Genomic DNA, 20,120 nt, shown 5'->3' on the forward strand with positions numbered 1-20,120 from the left:
GCCGCGGCGGGCGAGACCCGACGGGCGCGGCCGGGACGCCGACGGCGATCGCCGACAGCACGCCCATGCGCCGACGGCCCGGAGGGCGAGCCGCCCCGCTGCAGCCGTGTCGCCCGGGACGACGAGCCGCCCCGCTGCAGCCGTGCCGGGGCGGGTGTTGACGTTTTCGCTCGCGTTATTGCCCGCGTTTGATGTTCACCGCCCAGTCATGCCATGTACCTTTCAATCGTTCCACGCGGGTAGAACCCTCGAATGCGGTATCTACGCGCGCAGATTTGGCGCCCGCACCCGCCTCGTGTCCCCCCATCTCACGGAGGTTCGCCGGATGCTCGGATCACAGAGATCCCGCCGTAAGGTCACCACCGTCCTGGCCGGTCTCGGGCTGCTCGTCACCGGAGCGGCCCTTCAGGTCAGCACCAGCGCCACGCCCGCCCACGCGGCCACCCCCCACCGCATCCTGTTCGACGACGGCCACGCGGAGGAGGCCGGCAACGCCGACTGGATCATCTCGACCAGCAAGCCCGACCCGCTCTCCCAGGACTCCTCCCCGTCCTCGGAGACGGACTGGACCGGCGCGCTGTCGTCCTGGGGCGTGGCCCTGCAGAGGACCGGCGACTACAGCCTCAAGACCGCCACGAGCGCCCTCACCTACGGCGGCTCGGCCGCCACCGACCTGTCGAACTTCGACACGCTGGTCCTGCCGGAGCCCAACACGCTGTTCACCACCGCCGAGAAGACGGCGATCATGAACTTCGTGAAGAACGGCGGCGGCCTGTTCATGGTCTCCGACCACACGGGCGCCGACCGCAACAACGACGGCTACGACGCGGTCGAGATCTTCAACGACCTGATGACCAACAACAGCGTCGACTCCACCGACCCGTTCGGCTTCTCCGTCGACACCCTCTCCATCAGCTCCGGCTACCCGGCCGCGATCAGCGACAGCAGCGACCCCGTGCTGCACGGCTCCTTCGGCACCGTCACCAAGAGCCTGATCGCCTCCGGCACCACGGCCACCCTCAAGCCGGCCGACAACTCCTCGGTCAAGGGCCTGCTGTACCGCAGCGGCTACTCCGGGAACACCGGCGCCTTCTTCGCCACCAGCACCTTCGGCAGCGGCCGCGTGGCCTTCTGGGGCGACAGTTCACCCATCGACGACGGCACCGGCCAGTCCGGCAACACCCTCTACGACGGCTGGAACGACACCGGCGCCACCAACGCAGCCCTCGCCCTGAACGCCACCGAGTGGCTCTCCGGCGCGAGCGGCAGCGGGGGCGGCGACGACGGCGGCACCGACTGCACCGACACCCAGCTGCTCGGCAACGCCGGCTTCGAGTCCGGCGCCACGACCTGGAGCGCCACCAGCGGCGTCATCACCAACTCCAGTGGCGAGTCCGCCCGTACGGGCTCCTACTACGCATGGCTCGGCGGCAACGGCACGGCCGGGACCGAGACCCTCTCCCAGTCGGTGACCATCCCGTCCGGCTGCTCCGCCACGCTCGGCCTCTACCTGCACATCGACACCGCGGAGACGACCACCAGCACCGCCTACGACACCCTTCAGGTCCAGGTCCTCAACAGCTCCGGCACGGTCCTGGGCACCCTGGCCTCGTACTCCAACCTCAACGCGGCCTCCGGATACACCCAGCGCAGCCTCAGCCTGAGCGGGTACGCCGGACAGACGGTCACGCTCAGGTTCACCAGCACCGAGGGCTCCAAGCTCCAGACCTCGTTCGTCATCGACGACACCGCGCTCGACGTCACCTGATGTCAGGCCGGTCGGGCCGCTGCTCCCGGGCGGCCCGACCGGTCGGTGCCTTCCGGGTGGAGGGACCAGGTGCGCAGCAGGACTTCGCGGCCCTTGGCCCGGCGGGGCACGGGCGCCTCGTCGGCGAGCGCGAAGCCGCACGCGTGGGCGACCACCTCGCTCGCCGTGTTCCCCTGTTCGATGCACAACACCAGCCGCCGTGGCCGTAGTTCGCGCAGCGCGAGCTCCGCGACCAGACGCACCGCCCGGCCGGCGAGGCCCTGCCCGCGGTGCTCGGCGCCGACCCCGTAGGCGAGTTCGGCGTCCCGCTCGTCCGACGCGCTGCGGAACAGCAGCACTTCGCCCTTGGGGCGCCCGCCGTCCGCGGTGATCGCGAGCTGCGCCGTGCGTCCCTCGGCCCGGCTCGTCCGCGCCTTGTCGAGGTAGGCGCGGGCCGCCCGGTCGTCGAAGGGGGAGACGACCGGGGTCCACCGGGCGATCTCGGGGTCGTCGTACATCTCCACCAGGGCGTCGAGGTCGTCATCGGTCCATTCGCGCAGGGTGATCCCCACCCCTTCGAGCCGCAGCGGAGCGGGCGGCACGACGAAACTCCCCTTGGTCTGCATGCGTCGATCCTGCCAGCGACGGCCCGTGTGGCATACGGGTGATCGACTCCCTGGGGTGAGGTGTGCGACCGGGAGCAGGCTCGGGGGCGCCCGTCGGCGTGGCGTGCGGGCGGCGTGCGGGCGGCGTGCGGCACGCCGACCGGGGCGGTCCCGCGTGCGGCGGGAACGCCCCGGCCGTCGTCCGGGGTGCGACAGGGTCTCTATGGCTGCGGGGTGCTCTTCGCCGCCGTGACGGTGCACATCAGCCCCAGGATCAGGGCCAGGGCGCCGATGATGATGTTGTTGACCGCGACACCGGCGTCCGGGCTGTCGCCGACGACCCAGGGCGCGATGATCATCCAGATGCCCAGCGCGCACATGGCCCAGCTCAGGCCGTACATCCGCGCGGGAGCCGCGGTGAAGCCGAGGGCCAGCAGAGCGATCGCGATCCCGACGATCAGGTTGTGGGTCATGAGCGCCGGCTGGCTGACGGTGTAGTGCAGGATCCACGGGGACACGGCGCAGTACAGACCGAGCAGGAACACCGGTCCGTCCACGAGCGCCACATCACGACCGCCGAGCATGCGGGCGTACCGCGCCTGCATCTCCGGAACATCGGGGTGCGTCGACATGTCACCTCTGGTGGGCGAGACGTTGGCCATGATCCGTCTCCTTTGACTCTCAGGCCCGACCGCTGCGGAGCGGTGTGCGGTAAGTGCCGCGCCCGTCCATTCTGCTCTTATTCAGTCTTTATGTGTAGAGGTCGAACGCATTATACGGCTATCTGATCATTCGTCCTCCCGGCAAAGAATCCGGGGCCTGCGCCAATCCGCTCCGCCCGCAGCCTCGGATTACACGCGACGGCCCCGCCCTGGGGCCGGGCGGGAGGAGCGGACGATGGTGCGGACGACAGGGGCGGCGGGCGGCGAGCCGCGCGGGGGACCCGGGGCCGGGTCCGACGGGCGACGGCGGACGGCGGTCGTGGGCAGCGGGGTGGCCGGGCTGACCGCCGCGCATGTGCTGCGCCGCGGAAACCGCCGGGTCACCCTCTACGAGGCCGACGACCGGCTCGGCGGACACGCCCACACGCACGACCTCACCGCACCCGACGGCCGGGTCCACCGCGTCGACTCCGGCTTCATCGTGCACAACCGCCGTACCTACCCCCACCTGCTGCGGCTCTTCGGCGATCTCGGCGTCTCCACCCAGGAGTCGGAGATGAGCATGTCCGTACGGTGCGACGGCTGCGGGCTCGAGTACACCGGTGCCCGCGGCCCCGCCGGCCTCCTGGCCCGGCCGCGCAACGCCGTGCGCCCGCCCTACCTGCGCATGCTCGCCGAGGTCCCCGCCTTCCACCGGGCGGCCCGCCGACTGCTGGCCCACGGGGCCGAGGACACCTTCACGCTGGGGGACTTCCTCGACCGCGAGGGCTTCTCCCCCTATTTCCGCGCGCATTTCATGACGCCGGTCGTCGCCGCCGTCTGGTCCTGCGACACCGCCACCGCCCAGCGCTACCCGGCCGCCTATCTGTTCCGGTTCCTGGAGCACCACGGGATGCTCGCGATCGGCGGCTCCCCGGTGTGGCGCACGGTGACCGGCGGCTCGCGCGAGTACGTCGACCGGGTCGCCGAACGCCTGGACACCGTCCGCACCGGGACCCCCGTACGGGCCGTGCGGCGTACCCCGGACGGAGCCGAGATCACCACCGCCGACGGAGTGCGCGAGGCCTACGACGCCGTGGTGATCGCCGTCCACCCCGACCAGGCGCTGCGGATGCTCGCCGACGCCACCCCGCGGGAGAAGGAGGTGCTCGGCGCGTTCCGCTACGCGCGCAACGTCACCCTCCTGCACACCGACACCTCGGTCCTCCCGCGCGCCCGGCGCGCCCGGGCCTCCTGGAACTACCTGATGCCGTCCTGCGCCGCGGGCGCCGACCACGTCCGGGTCAGCTACGACATGAACCGGCTCCAGCGGCTCGACGCAGCCGAGCCGTACGTGGTCACCCTGGGCGGCGAGGACCGCGTCGACCCCGGCCGGATCCTCGCCCGCATGGCCTACGAACACCCCGTCTACACCCCGGAGTCGGTCGCCGCCCAGCGGGACCTGCCCGGTCTGAACACCACCGTCACCGCGTTCGCGGGCGCCTACCACGGCTGGGGGTTCCACGAGGACGGCTGCCGTTCCGGCGTGACGGCGGCGGCCGCACTGGGGGTGCGATGGTGACCCCCCGGAGCGCGCGGGCCGAGCGGGTGGTCACCCCGACGCCCGCCCTGTACCCCTGCACGATCACCCATGTGCGCATCGCGCCCCTGCGGTACGTGCTGCGCCACCGCACCCACCTGTGGCTGGTCGACGTCGACCACCCGCCCGAACTCCCGCGTCCGCTCCGGGCGTTGACCCGCTTCGACGCGCGCGACCACTTCACCGGCGACGAGCCCGGCATCCGGGCGGGCCTGGACGCCTTCCTGGCGGCGCACGGCGTCGACCTGGCGGGCGGCCCGGTGCTCATGCTCACCCAGGCCCGCGTGTTCGGACACGTCTTCAACCCGCTCACCGTCTACTGGTGCCACGGCCCCGACGGCGAGCCGCGCTGCGTGGTCGCCGAGGTCCACAACACCTACGGCGAACGCCACTGCTATCTGCTCGACACGGACGCCGACGGCAGGGCCGGGACCGACAAGGAGTTCTACGTCTCGCCGTTCTTCCCCGTCGACGGCCACTACCGCATGCGGCTGCCCAGGCCGGACGAGCGGCTCGACCTCACCGTGCACCTCGACCGCGCGGGCGGGCGCCCCTTCACCGCAACCGTGCGGGGCACGCGACGGGAAGCAACGAACGGGCGGCTGCTGCGCCAGGCGCTGCGCCGCCCCTGGTCCACCGTCGCCGTCTCCGCCGCCATCCGACTGCACGGCATCCGCCTCTACCTGCGCGGCCTGCCCGTCCGACCCCGTCCCGACCACCGCACCGGAGAGAACAACCCATGACGTACGTCGAGCCCCGCCCCGCCACCGTGCGGCGGGGTGACTGCCACGCCGTCCCGCACGCGGACGCCGCACACCTGCCCGGCGTGGCCGCCCCGCCGTCCGCCGCCCGCGTCCGGACCGCCGTGACCGGCGCAGTCGTCCGCCGGGCACTGGACCGGCTGCCGCTGCGGGCCCGCTACGCGGACGGCACCTCCGTGGGCCGGGGCGGGCCGCTGCTGGAGATCAGGGACCCGCGCGCCTTCCACGCCCGGATCGGCACCCACGGCCTGATCGGCTTCGGCGAGTCCTACATGGCCGGCGAGTGGGACGCGCCCGACCTGGTAGCCCCGCTCACCGTGCTCGCCGCCCACGCGGCCGACCTGATCCCGGCCCCGCTGCAGCGCCTGCGGGGCCGGTGGGCCCAGCGGCAGCCGCACCACCGGCGCAACACCCCGGACAACGCCCGCGCCAACATCAGCCGCCACTACGACCTGTCCAACGACCTCTTCACCCTGTTCCTGGACGAGACACTGACCTACTCCTCGGCGCTCTTCCGCGGCTTCCCCGCCCGCTGGGACCTGCTCGCCGCCGCCCAGCACCGCAAGATCGACCGGCTGCTCGACCTGGCGCACGTCCAGCGCGGCACCCGGCTGCTGGAGATCGGCACCGGCTGGGGCGAACTGGCGCTCCGGGCCGCGGCGCGCGGCGCCCACGTCACCTCGCTCACCCTCTCCGGCGAACAGCGCGACCTGGCCCTCGCCCGGGTCCGGGACGCCGGCCTCGCCGACCGGGTCACCGTCGAGCTGTGCGACTACCGCGAGGCACGCGGCAGCTACGACGCCGTCGTCAGCGTCGAGATGATCGAAGCCGTCGGCGAGGAGTTCTGGCCGGTCTACTTCCGCACCCTCGACGACCGGCTCGCCCCCGGCGGCCGGGCCGCCCTGCAGGCCATCACCATGCCGCACGAGCGGATGCTGGCCAGCCGGGACACCCACACCTGGATCCAGAAGTACATCTTCCCCGGCGGCCTGCTGCCCTCCGTCGAGGCCGTCGAGCGCACGGTCCGCGACCACACCCGGCTGACCGTCGCCCGCCGCGACGGCTTCGGCGCGCACTACGCCGAGACGCTGCGGCTGTGGCGCGAACGGTTCACCGAGCGTGCCGACGAGGTCGCAGCCCTCGGCTTCGACGCCACCTTCCGCCGGATGTGGACCCTCTACCTCGCCTACTCCGAGGCCGGCTTCCGCTCCGGCTACCTCGACGTCCAGCAGTACCTGTTCGCCAAGGAGGACCCGACCCGATGACCGACGTGCGCACCGCCCGCACCGCGCGGCCCGGCGCCGCCCACCGGCTCGCCGCTCTCGTCGAGGAGACGCTCGGCACCGCCCTGCCCGTCCGGCTGCGCGCCTGGGACGGCAGCGAGGCGGGCCCGGCCGACGGCCCCGTCGTGGTCGTACGCTCCCGCCGCGCCCTGCGCCGCCTGCTCTGGGAACCTGGCGAACTCGGCCTCGCCCAGGCCTATGTGACCGGCGAGCTCGACATCGAGGGCGACCTCGGGCACGCGCTGCGCACCCTCTGGGCGGCCGCCCGGGAACGGGGCCCGCTCGCCCCGCGGCCCGGCCTCGCCGACCGCACCCGCGCCGCGGCCGAGGCGCTGCGGCTCGGTGCCGTCGGACCGCGCCCGGCCCCGCCCGCCGCCCAGGCCCGGCTGCGCGGCGGCCTGCACAGCCGGGCCCGGGACCGGGCCGCGATCAGCCACCACTACGACCTGTCCAACGACTTCTACCGTCTGCTCCTCGGCGAGCCGATGGCCTACTCGTGCGGCTACTGGGCGGACGAGGACCCGGACCGCACACCCGCCGAGGCCCAGTACGCCAAGCTGGAACTGGTCTGCCGCAAGCTCGCCGTCGTCCCCGGCGCGCGGCTGCTCGACATCGGGTGCGGCTGGGGCTCGCTCACCCTGTACGCCGCCGAGCGGCACAAGGCCCAGGTCACCGCCGTCACCCTGGCACACGAACAGGCCGCGTACGTACGGCGCAAGGTGCGCGAACGGGGCCTGGAGCACCGGGTCGAGGTGGTGTGCCAGGACTACCGGGACATCGACGGCGGGGCCTACGACGCCGTCGCCACCATCGAGATGGGCGAACACGTCGGGGACGCCGAATACCCCGCCTTCGCCGCCGCGCTGCGCCGGCTGGTCCGCCCGCGCGGCCGGGTGCTCGTGCAGCAGATGTCGCGAGGGCGGAACGCGCCCGGCGGCGGTCCGTTCATCGAGGCCTGCATCGCCCCCGACACGCACATGCGGCCGCTCGGCGAGACCGTCACGCTCCTGGAGGGCGCCGGACTCGAGGTGCGGTCCGCCGAGTCGCTGCGCGAGCACTACGTGCGCACCGTCGCCGCCTGGCACCGCACGCTGGAGGACCGCTGGGCCGACGTGGTGCGGCTCGTCGGTGCGGAGACGGCCCGGGTGTGGCGGCTCTGTCTGGTCGGCGGGGCGCTGGCCTTCGAGGAGGGCCGGATGGGCGTCGACCAGATCCTCTGCGTACGGCCGACCTCGCTGGGGGAGAGCGGGATGCCCGGCAGTCCCGAGGGCTGGTACACGGGGCTGGAGCGGTCATGAGCGGATTCCCCTGGGGCGCGTTCGCGCTCAACCTCGCCTGGGCCGCCGCGGCCGTCCTCGTCGTCCTGCTCGCCACCTTCGCCCTGGCCGTACGCAAGGGCGTACACCGTCTCGTGGACGTCGCCTGGGGAGTCGCCTTCACCGCCGTCGCCCTCGTGACCTGCGTGGCCTCCGCCGGGCACGGCGACACCGGGCGCCGTGTCCTGGTCACCGTCCTGACGGCCGTCTGGGGACTGCGGCTGGCCGCGCACATCGCGCGCCGCGGCCGCGGCCACGGCGAGGACCCCCGCTATGAGGCGATGCTCGCGAAGGCGCCCGGCAGCCGGAACCTGTACGCGCTGCGCATGGTGTACCTGCTTCAGGGCGCCCTGGTGTGGCTGGTGTCGCTGCCGGTCCAGGCCGCGCAGTACGTGCCGGCACGGATGACCGCGTTGGCCTGGGCCGGCACCGCGCTGTGGGCGGTGGGGATGTTCTTCGAGGCGGTGGGCGACGCCCAGCTGGCCCGGTTCAAGGCGGACCCGGCCACCCGGGGCCGGGTCATGGACCGGGGCCTGTGGCGCTACACCCGGCACCCCAACTACTTCGGGGACTTCTGTGTCTGGTGGGGCCTGTTCCTCATCGCGTGCGACTCCGCCGCCTCGGCCCTGGTCGGTTTCGTCTCGCCGCTCGTGATGAGCTTCCTGCTGATCCGGGGCAGCGGAAAGCCGCTCCTGGAACGGCACATGGCCGAGCGGCCCGGCTACGCCGAGTACGTCTCGCGGACGAGCGGCTTCTTCCCGCGGCCGCCCAGGCGCTGACCGGGCGCCGACCGGGCGCCGACCTGGGCGGCCGTACCGATCAGGTGGGGAACGGCAGCAGCGCGACGGGCCGCGAGGTGGGCTCCTTCGAGCCGCCCGCCGGCTCGACCGTGATGCCCATCGCGGACGCGCCGTCCACCGTTCCCCGCAGCACCACCGCCTGGCTCGTGCGACGCGGGTCCATCAGCCCCGCGTCGCGCATGACGCCGTGCTCGTCGAACCAGAGCTGATAGACCTTGCCGCCGGGCGGTTCGGCCATCCCGGCGGCGAGGAACACGGCACGGTCGCGGCTCGCGGACACCACCACCGTCCCCTCGGCCCCGTCCGCCAGCCGGACCGTGCGCGAGCGGGCGTCGGGCGCGGCGAGCACCGCGGACAGTTCCGCGGACGCGCGCTGGGAGCGGCCGGCCTCGGCCCGGGCGTCCTCGGCGCGCTGGTACTGCCACACCGTCGTGCCGCCCAGCGCGGCCGTCGCCGCCAGGCAGGCGGCCAGCATCCAGCGGGACGCCCACCACGCGCGTCGTGCCCTGCGTTCGGAGCGGTCCCAGGGCGTCCGGTCCGGGGTGGCCTGCCGGACCTCGGCGATCCGCCGCAGCACCTGGTCCCGCCCGCCGGGCGCCGGCCGCACCGACACCGCAAGCCCCAGCCGGGCGGCCGTCGCGGTGAACTCCCCGACCTCACGGGCACAGGCCTCGCAGTCCGCGAGGTGGCGCTCGAAGGCGGCGCGCTCGTCGTCCTCCAGGGCGTGCAGGGCGTACGCGCCCGACAGCGTGTGCAGATCCGACGTGATCACGCGCTCACCCCCAGGCAGTCGCGCAACCGGATCAGCCCGTCGCGCAGGCGGGTCTTCACGGTGCCGAGCGGCACCGTCAGGGCCTCGGCGACCTGCCGGTAGGTCAGCCCCCGGTAGTAGGCGAGCTCCACGGCCTGTCGCTGGAGCTCGGTCAGCGTGCGCAGACAGCGCCGGACCTGCTCCCGTTCGAGCCGGGCCTCCACCTGCTCGATGACCTCGTCGTACTCGGGTGCGTGGTCGAGCAGGGCGGCCCGGTGCTCGCGCGCCGCCGAGGCCTGCACCGACCGGACCCGGTCGACGGCCCGCTGGTGCGCCATGGTCAGCACCCAGTTGACGGCCGAGCCGCGCTCGGGGCGGTACCGGGGAGCCGATCGCCACACCTCCACGAGCACCTCCTGGGCCACCTCCTCGGACTGCGCCCGGTCGCGCAGCACCGCGCGCACCACCCCCAGCACCGGCCCCGCGACGATGTCGTAGAGACCGGCGAAGGCCTCCTGGTCGCCCAGGGCCACCGCGCCCAGCAGTTCCTGGGGATCCGGCTGGGAGGCCGGGTTCCGGCCGATGTGGACGGCTTCTTTCACGGGGGATCCTTCGGGAGTGCGGTAGGTCCGGACGTAATCCGGTGCACGAGGGGCGGGGGATTGGTCCGCGCCCGCTGTTCTTCGGCGAACTCGAACGCAGCGTTTGTGCGTCGAATTTCGGTTCGCCCGGGGAACGCGTGTGCGGAAGGGGTCGCGGCCGTACGGGGGTTCAGCCGTACGGACCGGACTCCAGACGGCCGCGCAGCCGCAGCATGCCGCGCCGGGCGTGGCTCTTGACCGTGCCCAGCGGCCAGCCCGTGCGCTCGGCGATCTGCGTCTGCGTCAGGTCCTCGTAGAAGGTCAGCCGCAGCACCTGCCGCTGGGGTGCCGGGAGCCGGGCCAGCTCGCCGCGCACCAGGACGCGGTCCAGGACCTCCTCGGGACGACCGCGTCCAGGGTCGCGCAGGGTCAGCCAGGAGCCGGCCGAGGCGACGAGTTCCTGACGGCGGGTCCGGGCGGCCAGCGCGTCGGCGATCTTGCGCCGGGTGATGCCCACGATCCAGCCGCCGAGCGCGCCCCGCTCGGGCCGGTAGCCCGCACGGCCGCTCCACACCCCGAGGAACACCTGCTGCGTGACGTCCTCGGCCTCCCTGGCGTCGCCCAGGGAACGCCAGGCGAGCGAGTGCACCAGAGCGCGCCAGCGGTGGTACACGGCGGCCAGGGACGCCTCGTCCCCCGATACCAGGCCCCGGGCGAGTTCCTCGTCGGCGAGCGACTCCTGGGTCGGGGCGGGACAGGGTACGGCGGTCGGCTGCGGGCTCATGGCGACGGCTCCTCGCGTCGGGCGGCCTGCGCTCAGGCCGGTCCGGGACGTGCTCCGGGGCGGGCCCCGGTCATCTCATCCTGCGAGCCGCACACCGGGCGTCTCAACATGCGTCGTTTCTGCGTCGTATCGTCGGCCCATGAGCGCATTCCCGAATCCCGACGAGGCCGGCCTGACGACCGGGGCGCTGGCCCGCCGACTGGGCGTGGCGCCCACCACCCTGCGTTCCTGGGACCGCCGGTACGGCATCGGGCCCGCCGTCCGCGCCGACGGGCGGCACCGGCGCTGGCGGGCGGCGGACGTGGCCGTACTGGAGACGATGTGCCGGCTCACCGCCTCCGGTGTGCCTCCCGCGGACGCGGCCCGCGCGGCGAAGGAGGGGGTGCTCCCGCCTTCTGCCGAACCGGCGCGCGCGGTCACCGAACGGCCGGCCGCGGCGGGCGCCCTGCCGCTCGGCGGCGACGTCCGCCAGGAGTGCCGGGGGCTGGCCCGCGCCGCCGTGCGGCTCGACGCGCCGGCCGTCGCGGAGCAACTGGCCACGGCCGTCGAACGGCACGGACTCACCGTCGCCTGGCAGGAGGTGATGGTCCCCACGCTGCACGCCGTGGGACGCAAGTGGGCCTCGTCCGGCGACCGGTACGTCGAGGTGGAGCACCTGCTGTCCTGGCACGTCTCCACCGCCCTGCGCCGCGCCACCCGGCCCGTCGTGCCGGGGGACGCGGCGGGCGGGCCGGGGCCGGTGGTACTGGCCTGTGTGCCGGGCGAGCAACACAGCCTGCCGCTGGAGGCACTCAACGCGGGGCTCGGTCAACTCGACGTCCCCACCCGGATGTTCGGGGCTGCCGTGCCCGTCGAGGCGCTGACCGCGGCCGTGCAGCGGCTGGGCCCGGTCGCCGTGGTCCTGTGGGCCCAGGCCCGCTCCACCGCGAGCCTGCCCCTCGCCCGGCACATCGCGGAGACCCGCTGGGGCGTCACCGGAGCCCGCCGCGCCCCGACCGTGATGCTCGCGGGCCCCGGCTGGGCCGGCCGCCCCGCCCCGGGCCTGCCCCGCCCCACCGGCCTGAGCGACGCCCTGACCATCCTGGCCGGCACCCACGCCCCCTGACGAGCAACACCCACCCGCCGCGCGGCGGGCGCGCACTGACCAGCACGTGCCGGTCGGGAGAGGGCCGGCCTGCGCGCGCGGGACGGGACCCGGCCTGCAGACTCGCCCGCCCCGGGCGGACCCGCGCGGTCCCGCCGTACCACCGCCCCCGTCCCGCGTGCGCCCGGCGGGGCGGGCGGGTGCGTCAGTTCAGGTGCTTCAGGAGTTCTGTGGCGAGGGGGGCCGAGGAGGCCGGGTTCTGGCCGGTGATCAGGTTGCGGTCCACCACCACGTGCGGCGCCCACGGCTCGCCGACCCGGACTTCGACGCCCGCCTCGGTCAGCCGGTCCTGGAGCAGCCACTTGGCCCTGTCGCCCAGGCCTGCCTGGAACTCCTCCGCGTTGGTGAACGCGGCGACCCGGTAGCCGGCGAAGGCGTTGGAGCCGTCCTCGGTCACCGCGGCGAGCAGCGCGGCGGGGCCGTGGCAGACGACACCCAGGGGCTTGCCCGAGCGGAGGGCGTCGACCAGGAGCCGACCGGAGACGGCGTCGACCGCCAGGTCCTCCATGGGGCCGTGCCCGCCCGGGTAGAAGACGGCCGCGTGGTCGCCGAGGTCCACGTCCTCCAGCCGGAGCGGCCGTCGCAGCTCCGGGATGGCGTCGAGCGCGGCGGCGATGCGGTCGGCGGCTTCCTGACCGCCGTTGACCTCGGCCGCCAGGCTGCCCTGGTCCACGGTCGGGACGACACCGCCCGGCGTGGCGACGACGACCTCGTGGCCGGCCGCCCGGAACGCCTCGTACGGGGCGACGGCCTCCTCGGCCCAGAAGCCGGTGGGGTGCAGGGTGCCGTCGGCGAGCGTCCAGTGGTCGGCGCCGGTCAGCACGAAGAGGATCTTGGCCATGGGTGAACTCCGGAAGTGTCGGTGCCGAGGTTCGCGATCGCGGACCACGGCGCGGGAAGTGCCTTGTCGAACGTAGGCGGTCGAGGCATAGGGATCCAATGAGGATTCCAATGCCCGACATAGGGCTTCCTATGGGTGCGGGAGGAATACTGGCCAGGTGGAACATACCGACAGCCGCCCCGGCGAGCATCTGGACCTGAACCTGCTGCGGACCTTCCTCGCGGTGTACCGCTCGGGCTCGTTCACCGGAGCGGCGCAGTTGCTGGGCCTGTCCCAGCCGACGGTGACGACGCAGATGCGCGCTCTGGAGCGGCAGGCCGGGCGCGAGCTCTTCGAGCGGCTCCCGAGGGGCGTCTCGCCGACCGCCGTGGCCGACGAGCTCGCGGCCCGGGTCTCCGCGCCGCTCGACGAGCTGGCCACCGTGGCCGGTCCGGACCCGGCGGCCGGCCGGGCCGGCCCGGTGCATCTCGCCGGGCCCGCCGAACTGCTGTGCACCCGCGTGATCCCGGCGCTGGCGCCGCTGGTGGCCGGGGGCGTCCGGCTGCGCGTCGCCACCGGCCTGACCGACCCGCTGCTCGAGGAGCTGCGGGCGGGACGGCACGACCTGGTCATCGCCACCACCCGGCCGCGCGGCCGCACCCTGACCGCGGTCCCGCTGACGGACGAGGAGTTCGTGCTGGTCGCCGCCCCGGCGTGGGCCGAACGGCTGCGCGCACCGCTGGCCGCCGACGGGCCGACGGCACTGCACACCGTCCCGCTGGTCACCTACGCCGAGGACCTGCCCATCGCGCGCCGCTACTGGCGGCACGTCTTCGGCCGCCGCCTGGCGGGCTCCGCCGCGGTGACCGTGCCCGACCTGCGCGGTGTGCTGGCCGCGGTCGTCGCGGGGGCGGGGATCACCGTGCTGCCCCGCTACCTCTGCCTCGGCGAGCTGGCCTCCGGCGCCCTCGTCCCGCTCCACGAGCCACCGGACCCGCCGATCAACACGGCGTTCCTCGTCCAGCGCCCCGGCGCGGTGGAGAACGGGGACGTGACCCGGGTCCGCGATCTCCTGCTGGCCGCGGCACCCGGCTGGTGAGGAAGGGCGGCGAGGGCTCAGGAGCGCTCCCTGGCCCGCCGGAAGCGGGCGAGTCCCTCGGAGAGCTCGACGATCGGATCCGGGTAGTCGAGCGCCGCCCGGTCCGGGCCCGGCAGCTTCCACGGCTCGTGCACGGCGGGTGCCGCCACGCCTTCGAGCTCCGGCAGCCAGCGCCGTACGTACGTCCCGTCCGGGTCGTACCGCTTCGCCTGGGTGACGGGGTTGAGGACCCGGTTGGGCCGCGAGTCGGTGCCGGTCCCCGCCATCCACTGCCAGTTGAGCTGGTTGTTGGCCACGTCCCCGTCGACCAGCAGATCCAGGAAGTGCCGGGCACCGACCCGCCAGTCGACGTACAGCGTCTTGGTGAGGAAGCTCGCGGTGAGCAGCCGGCCCCGGTTGTGCATCCACCCCTCGTGGCTCAGCTGCCGCATCGCCGCGTCCACCACCGGATAGCCGGTACGGCCCGCCCGCCACGCCTCGACGTCCTCGCCCGCCGTCCGCTCCGAACGCCAGCGGTCGTGTTTGGTGCGGTAGTCGGCGCTCGCCGCGGCGGGCCGGGCCGCCAGCACCTGGCGGTGGAAGTCGCGCCAGGCCAGTTGCCGCACGAACGCCTCGGCTCCCGGCCCGCCCGCACGGCGCGCCCGGTGCACGAGCTCCACCGGGGACAGGGTGCCGAAGTGCAGATGCGGCGAGAGCCGGGAGGTCGCGTCGCCCGCCAGGTCGTCGTGCCCGTCCTCGTAGGCGCCGATGCCCGACCGCAGCCAGGCGGCGACCCGCTCGCGGCCCTCCTTCTCGCCCCCGGGGGCCAGCCCCGGCGACAGCCCGGCCAGCCCCTTCCGGGTGGGCAGCTCCTGCGAACCGACCCCGTCCGGCACCCGCACGGTCCGCGGCGCGCCGAGCGGTTCGCGCAGCCGCCACTGCGACCAGTGCCGGAAGTACGGCGTGAAGACGGCGAAGTGGTCCGAGGAGGCCGGGGTCACCGCACCGGGACCGACGGCGGTCGTCACCGCGTCGTGCACATGCAGCCGTACGCCCTCCGACTCCAGGGCGCGCCGCAGCCGTTCCTCGCGGCGCCGCGCGTGCGCGCTCCCGTCGGCGGCCAGGTGGACCTCGTCCGCGTCCGCCTCGGCGGCCACCCGGCACACCTGCTCGACCAGGTCGCCCGAGCGCACGACGAGCCGGCCGCCCCGCTCGCGCAGCCCCGCGTCGAGATCGCGCAGACAGTCGGCGAGGAACGCCAGCCGGTTCGGCGCGGCGAACCCGGCATCGTCCACGGCCCGGTCGCGCACGAACAGCGGGACCACCTGCCGCGCCCCGTCGAGGGCCGCGCGCAGCGGCGGGTGGTCGTGCAGACGCAGGTCCGCGGTGAACAGGACGACCGAGACGTTCATGGCAGGGCTCCGGGGCAGGGGTTCGGACGGTCACCTGATTCCGGCAAGCGGCGCCCGGCGGATGCAGGGGGTGGGCGGCGGGCGGGCCTGCGCGCACGGCCGGTCAGCGGACCGGCTCCCCCTCGCGCGCCGTCGCGTCGGCCACCGCCGCCTGGGCGATGTTGCGGGCCATGCCGCCGAAGACGAGGGCGTGGAAGGGGGAGACGCTCCACCAGTAGGCGTGGCCGAGCAGCCCGTGCGGATGGAACAGGGCGCGCTGACGGAACCGGGTACGGCCGCCGGCGTCCGTCTGCGCGTACATCTCCAGCCAGGCCAGGCCCGGCAGCCGCATCTCGGCCCGCAGCCGGAGCAGCTGTCCGCGTTCGATCTCCTCGACCCGCCAGAAGTCCAGCGAGTCGCCCACCCGCAACCGGGTGGCGTCCCGGCGGCCGCGGCGCAGCCCCACCCCTCCGACCAGCCGGTCGAGCCGGCCGCGGACGGCCCAGGCGAGCGGGAAGGAATACCAGCCGTTGTCGCCGCCGATGCCCTCGATCACCCGCCACAGGGACTCCCGGGGAGCGTCGACGACCAGTTCGCGGACGTCGGTGTAGAGGCTGCCGCCCGCCCAGCCGGGGTCGGTGGGCAGCGGGTCGCTGGGGGCGCCGGGGAAGGACGCGGAGGACCACCGGGTGGCGACCCGCGCTTCCCGCACGCTGCGCAGGGCGAGCCGGACCGCCTCGTCGAAGCCGACCGGATGGCCGGGTGGGTCCGGCACGTACCCGGCGATGTCGTGCTCGTGGCAGACCACCTCGTGCCGCAGCGACTCGGTGAGCGGCCGTGCGATCGAGGCCGGCACCGGGGTCACCAGCCCGACCCAGTGGCTGGACAGGCCGGGGGTGAGCATCGGCACGGACAGGATGATCCGGCGGGGCAGTTCGGCGATGACGGCGTAGCGGAGCATCATCTCGCGGTACGTCAGGACGTCCGGCCCGCCGATGTCGAAGGCCCGGCTGACGTCGTCCGGCATCCCGGCGGAGCCGACGAGGGCGCGCAGCACGTCGCGGACGGCCACGGGCTGGATCCGGGTGTGCACCCAGCTCGGGGTGACCATCACGGGCAGCCGTTCGGTCAGATAGCGCAGCATCTCGAAGGAGGCCGAGCCCGAGCCGATCACGACCGCGGCCCGCAGCACGGTGGTGGGGACGCCCGAGGCGAGCAGGATCCTCCCCACCTCGGCGCGTGAGCGCAGATGCGGCGAGAGCTCCCGCTCGGGCACCCCGGCCGGTGTGAGGCCGCCGAGGTAGACGATGCGGCGCACGCCCGCCGCCCGCGCCTGCTCCCCGAAGATCCGTGCCGCCCGCCGGTCGGTCTCCTCGAAGTCCTCACCGGTGCCCAGCGCGTGCACCAGGTAGTACGCGACGTCGACGCCGCGCAGGGCCGCCGCGACCGACGCGGCGTCCGTGACGTCGCCGCGCACCCGGTCGACGTCGCCGGCCCACTCGTGGTCGCGCAGCCGGTCGGGGGAGCGGGCCAGACAGCGCACGCGGTGGCCCGCCGCCAGCAGCTCCGGGACGAGCCGGCCGCCGATGTATCCCGTGGCGCCGGTCACCAGGCACAGTGTGCCCCGGCCGTCTGCGGTCATGAGTCCTCGCTCCTTCGCGTCGGTGGCCCTCTCGCAGATCGCTTCCACGCGCGGGAGGGCCGTGGATGCGGCGGGGACTTGTGCGCACGAACGAGTGATCGCGGACGGCGACTACGCTGGCCCCGTGGCCACAGCGAACGACCGTGAGGGGCGGGTGCCGGGACAGCCGTCCGAGGCGTCCGCGACGCCGACCGACCTGCATGCCTTCGCCGTTCGGCTGCGGCGGATGAACGGCGAGATCAACCGGCTGGTGCACGGGTTCGCGGGCGACCAGGGGCTGCACGCGACGGACGTCCAGGCGCTCGCCGCGATCCTGGACGCCGACGGGCCGATGACCCCGAAGCGACTGCGCGAGCATCTCGGGCTCACCTCCGGCGCCGTCACCGCGTGCGTGGACCGGCTGGAGCGCGCGGGGCACATCCGCCGGGTCCGGGAGAGCGCCGACCGCAGGGTGGTCCACCTGTACTACGCGGCCGACGCCAAGTCGGTGGCCCGCACCTACTTCCGGCCGCTGGCCGAGGCGACCCGGGCCGCGCGCTCGCGGTTCACCGAGGACGAGCTGTCGGTCGTGCTGCGCTTCCTCACGGCGATGGGCGAGGAACTGTCCGGGATCACTCCTCCCGGACGCTGAAACAGCCGCGGTCCGTCGCATCCGGGGACCGGGCGAGGGCAGAAGGACAGGCGACGTCTAAGATCACTCGGCGGAAACCTACTCAACCATTGAGATTGTTTGTTGTTGAGATACCTTTCCCGTCGAGCAACCCCTGCCACTGCCCGACCCCCTTCCCTTCCGGAGCTGGAGAACGATGTCCACCACCCCCCGACGCGCCCGCTGGCTCGTCCCGGTCCTCCTCGTCGCCGTGTGGCTCGGCGTCGGCGGCGTCCTCGGTCCCTACGCCGGACGGCTGGGCGAGGTCGCCACCAACGACCAGGCCGCCTTCCTGCCCCGCAGCGCCGAGTCCACGGAGGTCGTCGCCGCGCAACGCGCCTTCCGGCAGAACGAGACCCTCCCGGCGATCGTCGTCTGGACCGCGGGCACCGGAGCCGGAGCCGGCGGGACCGGGATCGAGGACCGGCTGGACGCCGCCGGCCAGGCGCTCGCCTCCCTCGCCGACGACCGGGGCGTGTCCGGTGACGTGTCGCCCGCGCTGCTCTCCGAGGACGGGGAGGCCGTCGAGGGCGTGGTGCCCCTGCGCCCCGACCTCGGGGACGACCTCGCCCCCACCCTCGACCGGATCCGCGCCGCCGCCGAACGCGTCCCCGGCACGACGGTCCGACTGGCCGGACCGGCCGCGACCCAGGCCGACCTGTCCGACGCCTTCGCCGGCATCGACGGACTGCTGCTCGCCGTCGCGCTGGCCACCGTCCTCGTCATCCTGCTGCTCGTGTACCGCAGCGTGCTGCTCCCGCTGGTGATCATCCTCGGCGCGGTCTTCGCGCTCGGCCTCGCCTGCGCGGTCGTCTACGCGCTCGCCGACCACGACGTGGTGCGCGTCGACGGACAGGTCCAGGGCATCCTCTCGATCCTCGTGATCGGCGCCGCCACCGACTACGCCCTGCTGCTCACCGCCCGCTACCGGGAGGAACTCGCCGCGCGCACCGACCGGTTCGCCGCCATCACGGCCGCACTGCGCAAGTCCTGGGGCGCCGTCGTGGCCAGCGCCGCGACCGTCGCCCTGGGACTGCTCGCCCTGCTGCTCAGCGACCTCACCAACAACCGCGCCCTCGGCCCGGTCGGCGCCATCGGCATCGGCTGCGCCGTGCTCAGCACACTGACCTTCCTGCCCGCCGTCCTGGTCCTGCTCGGCAAGGCCGCGTACTGGCCCGCCCGCATGACGGCGGGCGGCGCGGGCCACGGCGTCTGGCGGCGCGTCGCCGCCCTCGTCGACCGGGCGCCGCGCCGGGTCTGGGCGGTGACGCTCGCCGTCCTGCTGGCCGGGGCCGCCTTCGCCCCGACGCTCGCCTCGAAGGGCGTCCCCCTCGACGAGACCTTCGTGAACGACGCACCCTCCGTCGCGGCGCAGGAGACCCTGGGCCGGCACTTCCCCGGCGGCTCCGGCAACCCCACCGTGGTCGTCGCGAACGCCGACCGGCTGGCGCAGGTCCTCGGCGCGGCCCGGGACACCGAGGGCGTCGCCTCGGCGACCGGCGCCACCGCCTCGGGCCGGCCCGGCGGGGAACCCCTGGTGGTCGAGGGGCGGGTCCGGGTCGATGTCACCCTCGACTCCGCAGCGGACGGCGACGCGGCCCTGCGGACCGTGGCGCGCCTGCGCACCTCCCTGCACGCCGTCCCCGGCGCGGACGCCCTCGTCGGCGGCTACACGGCCCAGCGGTACGACACCCTGCGCACCGCCGAACGGGACCGCACCCTCATCGTCCCCGTCGTCCTCGCCATCATCTTCCTCATCCTGACGGCCCTGCTGCGCTCGCTGCTGATGCCCGCGCTGCTGGTGGCCACGGTGGCGCTGAACTTCCTCGCCACCCTGGGCGTCTCCGGCCTCGTGTTCCGGCACGTGTTCGGCTTCAGCGGCACCGACCCGTCCGTGCCGCTGTACGGCTTCGTCTTCCTGGTGGCGCTGGGCGTCGACTACAACATCTTCCTCATGTCCCGGGTGCGCGAGGAGTCCCTGCGGCACGGCGTCCGCGAGGGCGTCCTGCGGGGTCTGGTCACCACCGGCGGCGTCATCACCTCGGCCGGGGTGGTGCTCGCCGCCACGTTCGCCGCGCTCGGGGTGATCCCGCTGGCCTTCCTCGCCCAGATCGCCTTCATCGTCGCCTTCGGCGTCCTGCTCGACACGCTCGTGGTGCGCTCGCTGCTGGTGCCCGCGCTGGTGCGGGACATCGGCGCCCCCGCCTGGTGGCCGGGACGGCTCGGTCGCGGTGGCGACAGGGCAGGTGACGAGCCGTCGGCAAGGACCGGAACATGACCGCGCAGATCCAGGGCAACAGAACTCCCGGAGAGTTTGTCCGTTTCGCACGGGAGGTGTCCGCCGCTATGGGCGCGAAGGTGTTGGAGCGTTTCCCCGCAGGATCCCCGCGAGGGTCGTGGCCGGCGGAGGAGTACGCGGCACGGCGGCGGGCCGAGGGGGAGCCCGCGACGGTGGTCATGGACCTGAAGTCGGACGCCTTCCTCGTCGTGGTCCCACTCGGCGACGAGGACTGAGCCCCCGGAGGGC

Annotated in this window: 19 protein-coding genes; 11 read left to right on the forward strand and 8 right to left on the reverse strand. The window is 74.1% G+C overall.

Going from position 1 to position 20,120, the window contains the following annotated elements; all coding sequences use genetic code 11:
- Positions 1-325: 325 nt before the first annotated feature.
- On the forward strand, positions 326-1,768 hold the full coding sequence (locus OG933_RS39610) for a hydrolase (RefSeq protein WP_405631895.1): 1,443 nt from the start codon (positions 326-328) through the stop codon (positions 1,766-1,768).
- A gap of 2 nt (positions 1,769-1,770) precedes the next feature.
- Here the strand turns inward: OG933_RS39610 and OG933_RS39615 are convergent, their stop codons facing one another.
- Together OG933_RS39615 and OG933_RS39620 are read right to left on the reverse strand one after the other, a co-directional pair.
- The gene (locus tag OG933_RS39615; protein WP_405631897.1) at positions 1,771-2,373 is read right to left on the reverse strand and encodes a GNAT family N-acetyltransferase; all 603 of its coding nucleotides are present in this window, start codon (positions 2,371-2,373) and stop codon (positions 1,771-1,773) included.
- Between the two features lie 200 nt (positions 2,374-2,573).
- Positions 2,574-3,014, reverse strand: coding sequence for an SPW repeat protein (locus tag OG933_RS39620; protein WP_362532213.1), 441 nt, complete (start codon positions 3,012-3,014; stop codon positions 2,574-2,576).
- A gap of 235 nt (positions 3,015-3,249) precedes the next feature.
- On the opposite strand from OG933_RS39620, the gene OG933_RS39625 reads away from it, so the two are divergent.
- Genes OG933_RS39625 through OG933_RS39645 form a run of 5 tightly spaced genes read left to right on the forward strand, consistent with a single transcriptional unit; the run spans position 3,250 to position 8,732 of the window.
- Positions 3,250-4,575, forward strand: coding sequence for an NAD(P)/FAD-dependent oxidoreductase (locus OG933_RS39625; RefSeq protein WP_405631900.1), 1,326 nt, complete (start codon positions 3,250-3,252; stop codon positions 4,573-4,575).
- Positions 4,569-5,336: a DUF1365 domain-containing protein gene (locus OG933_RS39630; protein ID WP_405631903.1), complete on the forward strand. Its 768-nt coding sequence runs from the start codon at positions 4,569-4,571 to the stop codon at positions 5,334-5,336. Before OG933_RS39625 ends, OG933_RS39630 begins: the two co-directional genes overlap by 7 nt.
- Positions 5,333-6,619 (forward strand): class I SAM-dependent methyltransferase, encoded by a 1,287-nt coding sequence (locus tag OG933_RS39635; RefSeq protein ID WP_362532210.1) that lies wholly within the window; start codon positions 5,333-5,335, stop codon positions 6,617-6,619. Before OG933_RS39630 ends, OG933_RS39635 begins: the two co-directional genes overlap by 4 nt.
- The gene (locus tag OG933_RS39640) at positions 6,616-7,935 is read left to right on the forward strand and encodes a class I SAM-dependent methyltransferase (protein WP_405631907.1); all 1,320 of its coding nucleotides are present in this window, start codon (positions 6,616-6,618) and stop codon (positions 7,933-7,935) included. The genes OG933_RS39635 and OG933_RS39640 overlap by 4 nt, the downstream gene beginning before the upstream one ends.
- The gene (locus OG933_RS39645; RefSeq protein WP_405631908.1) at positions 7,932-8,732 is read left to right on the forward strand and encodes a DUF1295 domain-containing protein; all 801 of its coding nucleotides are present in this window, start codon (positions 7,932-7,934) and stop codon (positions 8,730-8,732) included. Before OG933_RS39640 ends, OG933_RS39645 begins: the two co-directional genes overlap by 4 nt.
- 40 nt (positions 8,733-8,772) lie before the next feature.
- On the opposite strand, the gene OG933_RS39650 is transcribed toward OG933_RS39645, so the two are convergent.
- From OG933_RS39650 to OG933_RS39660, 3 genes are all read right to left on the reverse strand, one after another.
- Complete coding sequence (locus OG933_RS39650) at positions 8,773-9,525, reverse strand: anti-sigma factor (protein WP_362532202.1); 753 nt, start codon at positions 9,523-9,525, stop codon at positions 8,773-8,775.
- Positions 9,522-10,106 (reverse strand): sigma-70 family RNA polymerase sigma factor, encoded by a 585-nt coding sequence (locus tag OG933_RS39655; RefSeq protein ID WP_362532198.1) that lies wholly within the window; start codon positions 10,104-10,106, stop codon positions 9,522-9,524. Before OG933_RS39655 ends, OG933_RS39650 begins: the two co-directional genes overlap by 4 nt.
- A 169-nt stretch (positions 10,107-10,275) precedes the next feature.
- Entirely contained in the window at positions 10,276-10,869 is a 594-nt protein-coding gene (locus OG933_RS39660; RefSeq protein WP_405631910.1) for a sigma-70 family RNA polymerase sigma factor, read from the reverse strand.
- A gap of 139 nt (positions 10,870-11,008) precedes the next feature.
- On the opposite strand from OG933_RS39660, the gene OG933_RS39665 reads away from it, so the two are divergent.
- Positions 11,009-11,974, forward strand: a complete 966-nt coding sequence (locus OG933_RS39665) for a MerR family transcriptional regulator (protein WP_405631913.1) — start codon at positions 11,009-11,011, stop codon at positions 11,972-11,974.
- Between the two features lie 184 nt (positions 11,975-12,158).
- Here the strand turns inward: OG933_RS39665 and OG933_RS39670 are convergent, their stop codons facing one another.
- Positions 12,159-12,854 (reverse strand): type 1 glutamine amidotransferase domain-containing protein, encoded by a 696-nt coding sequence (locus tag OG933_RS39670; RefSeq protein ID WP_362532189.1) that lies wholly within the window; start codon positions 12,852-12,854, stop codon positions 12,159-12,161.
- Positions 12,855-13,011: 157 nt separating this feature from the next.
- Between OG933_RS39670 and OG933_RS39675 the strand changes: the two genes are divergently transcribed.
- Positions 13,012-13,932, forward strand: coding sequence for a LysR family transcriptional regulator (locus OG933_RS39675; protein ID WP_405631915.1), 921 nt, complete (start codon positions 13,012-13,014; stop codon positions 13,930-13,932).
- Positions 13,933-13,949: 17 nt separating this feature from the next.
- Here OG933_RS39675 and OG933_RS39680 read toward each other — a convergent pair whose 3' ends face one another.
- Positions 13,950-15,323 carry a deoxyribodipyrimidine photo-lyase gene (locus OG933_RS39680; RefSeq protein ID WP_362532184.1) on the reverse strand — a complete coding sequence of 458 codons (1,374 nt, stop codon included), beginning with the start codon at positions 15,321-15,323 and terminating at the stop codon, positions 13,950-13,952.
- Positions 15,324-15,426: 103 nt separating this feature from the next.
- Positions 15,427-16,944 (reverse strand): SDR family oxidoreductase, encoded by a 1,518-nt coding sequence (locus OG933_RS39685; RefSeq protein WP_362532181.1) that lies wholly within the window; start codon positions 16,942-16,944, stop codon positions 15,427-15,429.
- A 124-nt stretch (positions 16,945-17,068) separates the two neighbouring features.
- On the opposite strand from OG933_RS39685, the gene OG933_RS39690 reads away from it, so the two are divergent.
- The 3 genes from OG933_RS39690 (at position 17,069) to OG933_RS39700 (ending at position 20,107) form a co-directional block, all read left to right on the forward strand.
- Positions 17,069-17,575 carry a MarR family transcriptional regulator gene (locus OG933_RS39690; protein ID WP_028806219.1) on the forward strand — a complete coding sequence of 169 codons (507 nt, stop codon included), beginning with the start codon at positions 17,069-17,071 and terminating at the stop codon, positions 17,573-17,575.
- Between the two features lie 175 nt (positions 17,576-17,750).
- Positions 17,751-19,871: an MMPL family transporter gene (locus OG933_RS39695; RefSeq protein ID WP_405631918.1), complete on the forward strand. Its 2,121-nt coding sequence runs from the start codon at positions 17,751-17,753 to the stop codon at positions 19,869-19,871.
- Positions 19,868-20,107, forward strand: a complete 240-nt coding sequence (locus OG933_RS39700; RefSeq protein WP_362532336.1) for a hypothetical protein — start codon at positions 19,868-19,870, stop codon at positions 20,105-20,107. Before OG933_RS39695 ends, OG933_RS39700 begins: the two co-directional genes overlap by 4 nt.
- Positions 20,108-20,120 lie beyond the last annotated feature (13 nt).

Source organism: Streptomyces sp. NBC_00016 (assembly GCF_045040885.1).
GTDB classification, from domain to species: domain Bacteria; phylum Actinomycetota; class Actinomycetes; order Streptomycetales; family Streptomycetaceae; genus Streptomyces; species Streptomyces coriariae.

Excerpts from the sequence above, each read along its gene's own strand:
- OG933_RS39610 (WP_405631895.1), top strand. The coding sequence starts at position 326 with ATGCTCGGATCACAGAGATCCCGCCGTAAGGTCACCACCGTCCTGGCC.
- OG933_RS39615 (WP_405631897.1), bottom strand. The coding sequence starts at position 2,373 with ATGCAGACCAAGGGGAGTTTCGTCGTGCCGCCCGCTCCGCTGCGGCTC.
- OG933_RS39620 (WP_362532213.1), bottom strand. The coding sequence starts at position 3,014 with ATGGCCAACGTCTCGCCCACCAGAGGTGACATGTCGACGCACCCCGAT.
- OG933_RS39625 (WP_405631900.1), top strand. The coding sequence starts at position 3,250 with ATGGTGCGGACGACAGGGGCGGCGGGCGGCGAGCCGCGCGGGGGACCC.
- OG933_RS39630 (WP_405631903.1), top strand. The coding sequence starts at position 4,569 with ATGGTGACCCCCCGGAGCGCGCGGGCCGAGCGGGTGGTCACCCCGACG.
- OG933_RS39635 (WP_362532210.1), top strand. The coding sequence starts at position 5,333 with ATGACGTACGTCGAGCCCCGCCCCGCCACCGTGCGGCGGGGTGACTGC.
- OG933_RS39640 (WP_405631907.1), top strand. The coding sequence starts at position 6,616 with ATGACCGACGTGCGCACCGCCCGCACCGCGCGGCCCGGCGCCGCCCAC.
- OG933_RS39645 (WP_405631908.1), top strand. The coding sequence starts at position 7,932 with ATGAGCGGATTCCCCTGGGGCGCGTTCGCGCTCAACCTCGCCTGGGCC.
- OG933_RS39660 (WP_405631910.1), bottom strand. The coding sequence starts at position 10,869 with ATGAGCCCGCAGCCGACCGCCGTACCCTGTCCCGCCCCGACCCAGGAG.
- OG933_RS39665 (WP_405631913.1), top strand. The coding sequence starts at position 11,009 with ATGAGCGCATTCCCGAATCCCGACGAGGCCGGCCTGACGACCGGGGCG.
- OG933_RS39670 (WP_362532189.1), bottom strand. The coding sequence starts at position 12,854 with ATGGCCAAGATCCTCTTCGTGCTGACCGGCGCCGACCACTGGACGCTC.
- OG933_RS39680 (WP_362532184.1), bottom strand. The coding sequence starts at position 15,323 with ATGAACGTCTCGGTCGTCCTGTTCACCGCGGACCTGCGTCTGCACGAC.
- OG933_RS39685 (WP_362532181.1), bottom strand. The coding sequence starts at position 16,944 with ATGACCGCAGACGGCCGGGGCACACTGTGCCTGGTGACCGGCGCCACG.
- OG933_RS39695 (WP_405631918.1), top strand. The coding sequence starts at position 17,751 with ATGTCCACCACCCCCCGACGCGCCCGCTGGCTCGTCCCGGTCCTCCTC.
- OG933_RS39700 (WP_362532336.1), top strand. The coding sequence starts at position 19,868 with ATGACCGCGCAGATCCAGGGCAACAGAACTCCCGGAGAGTTTGTCCGT.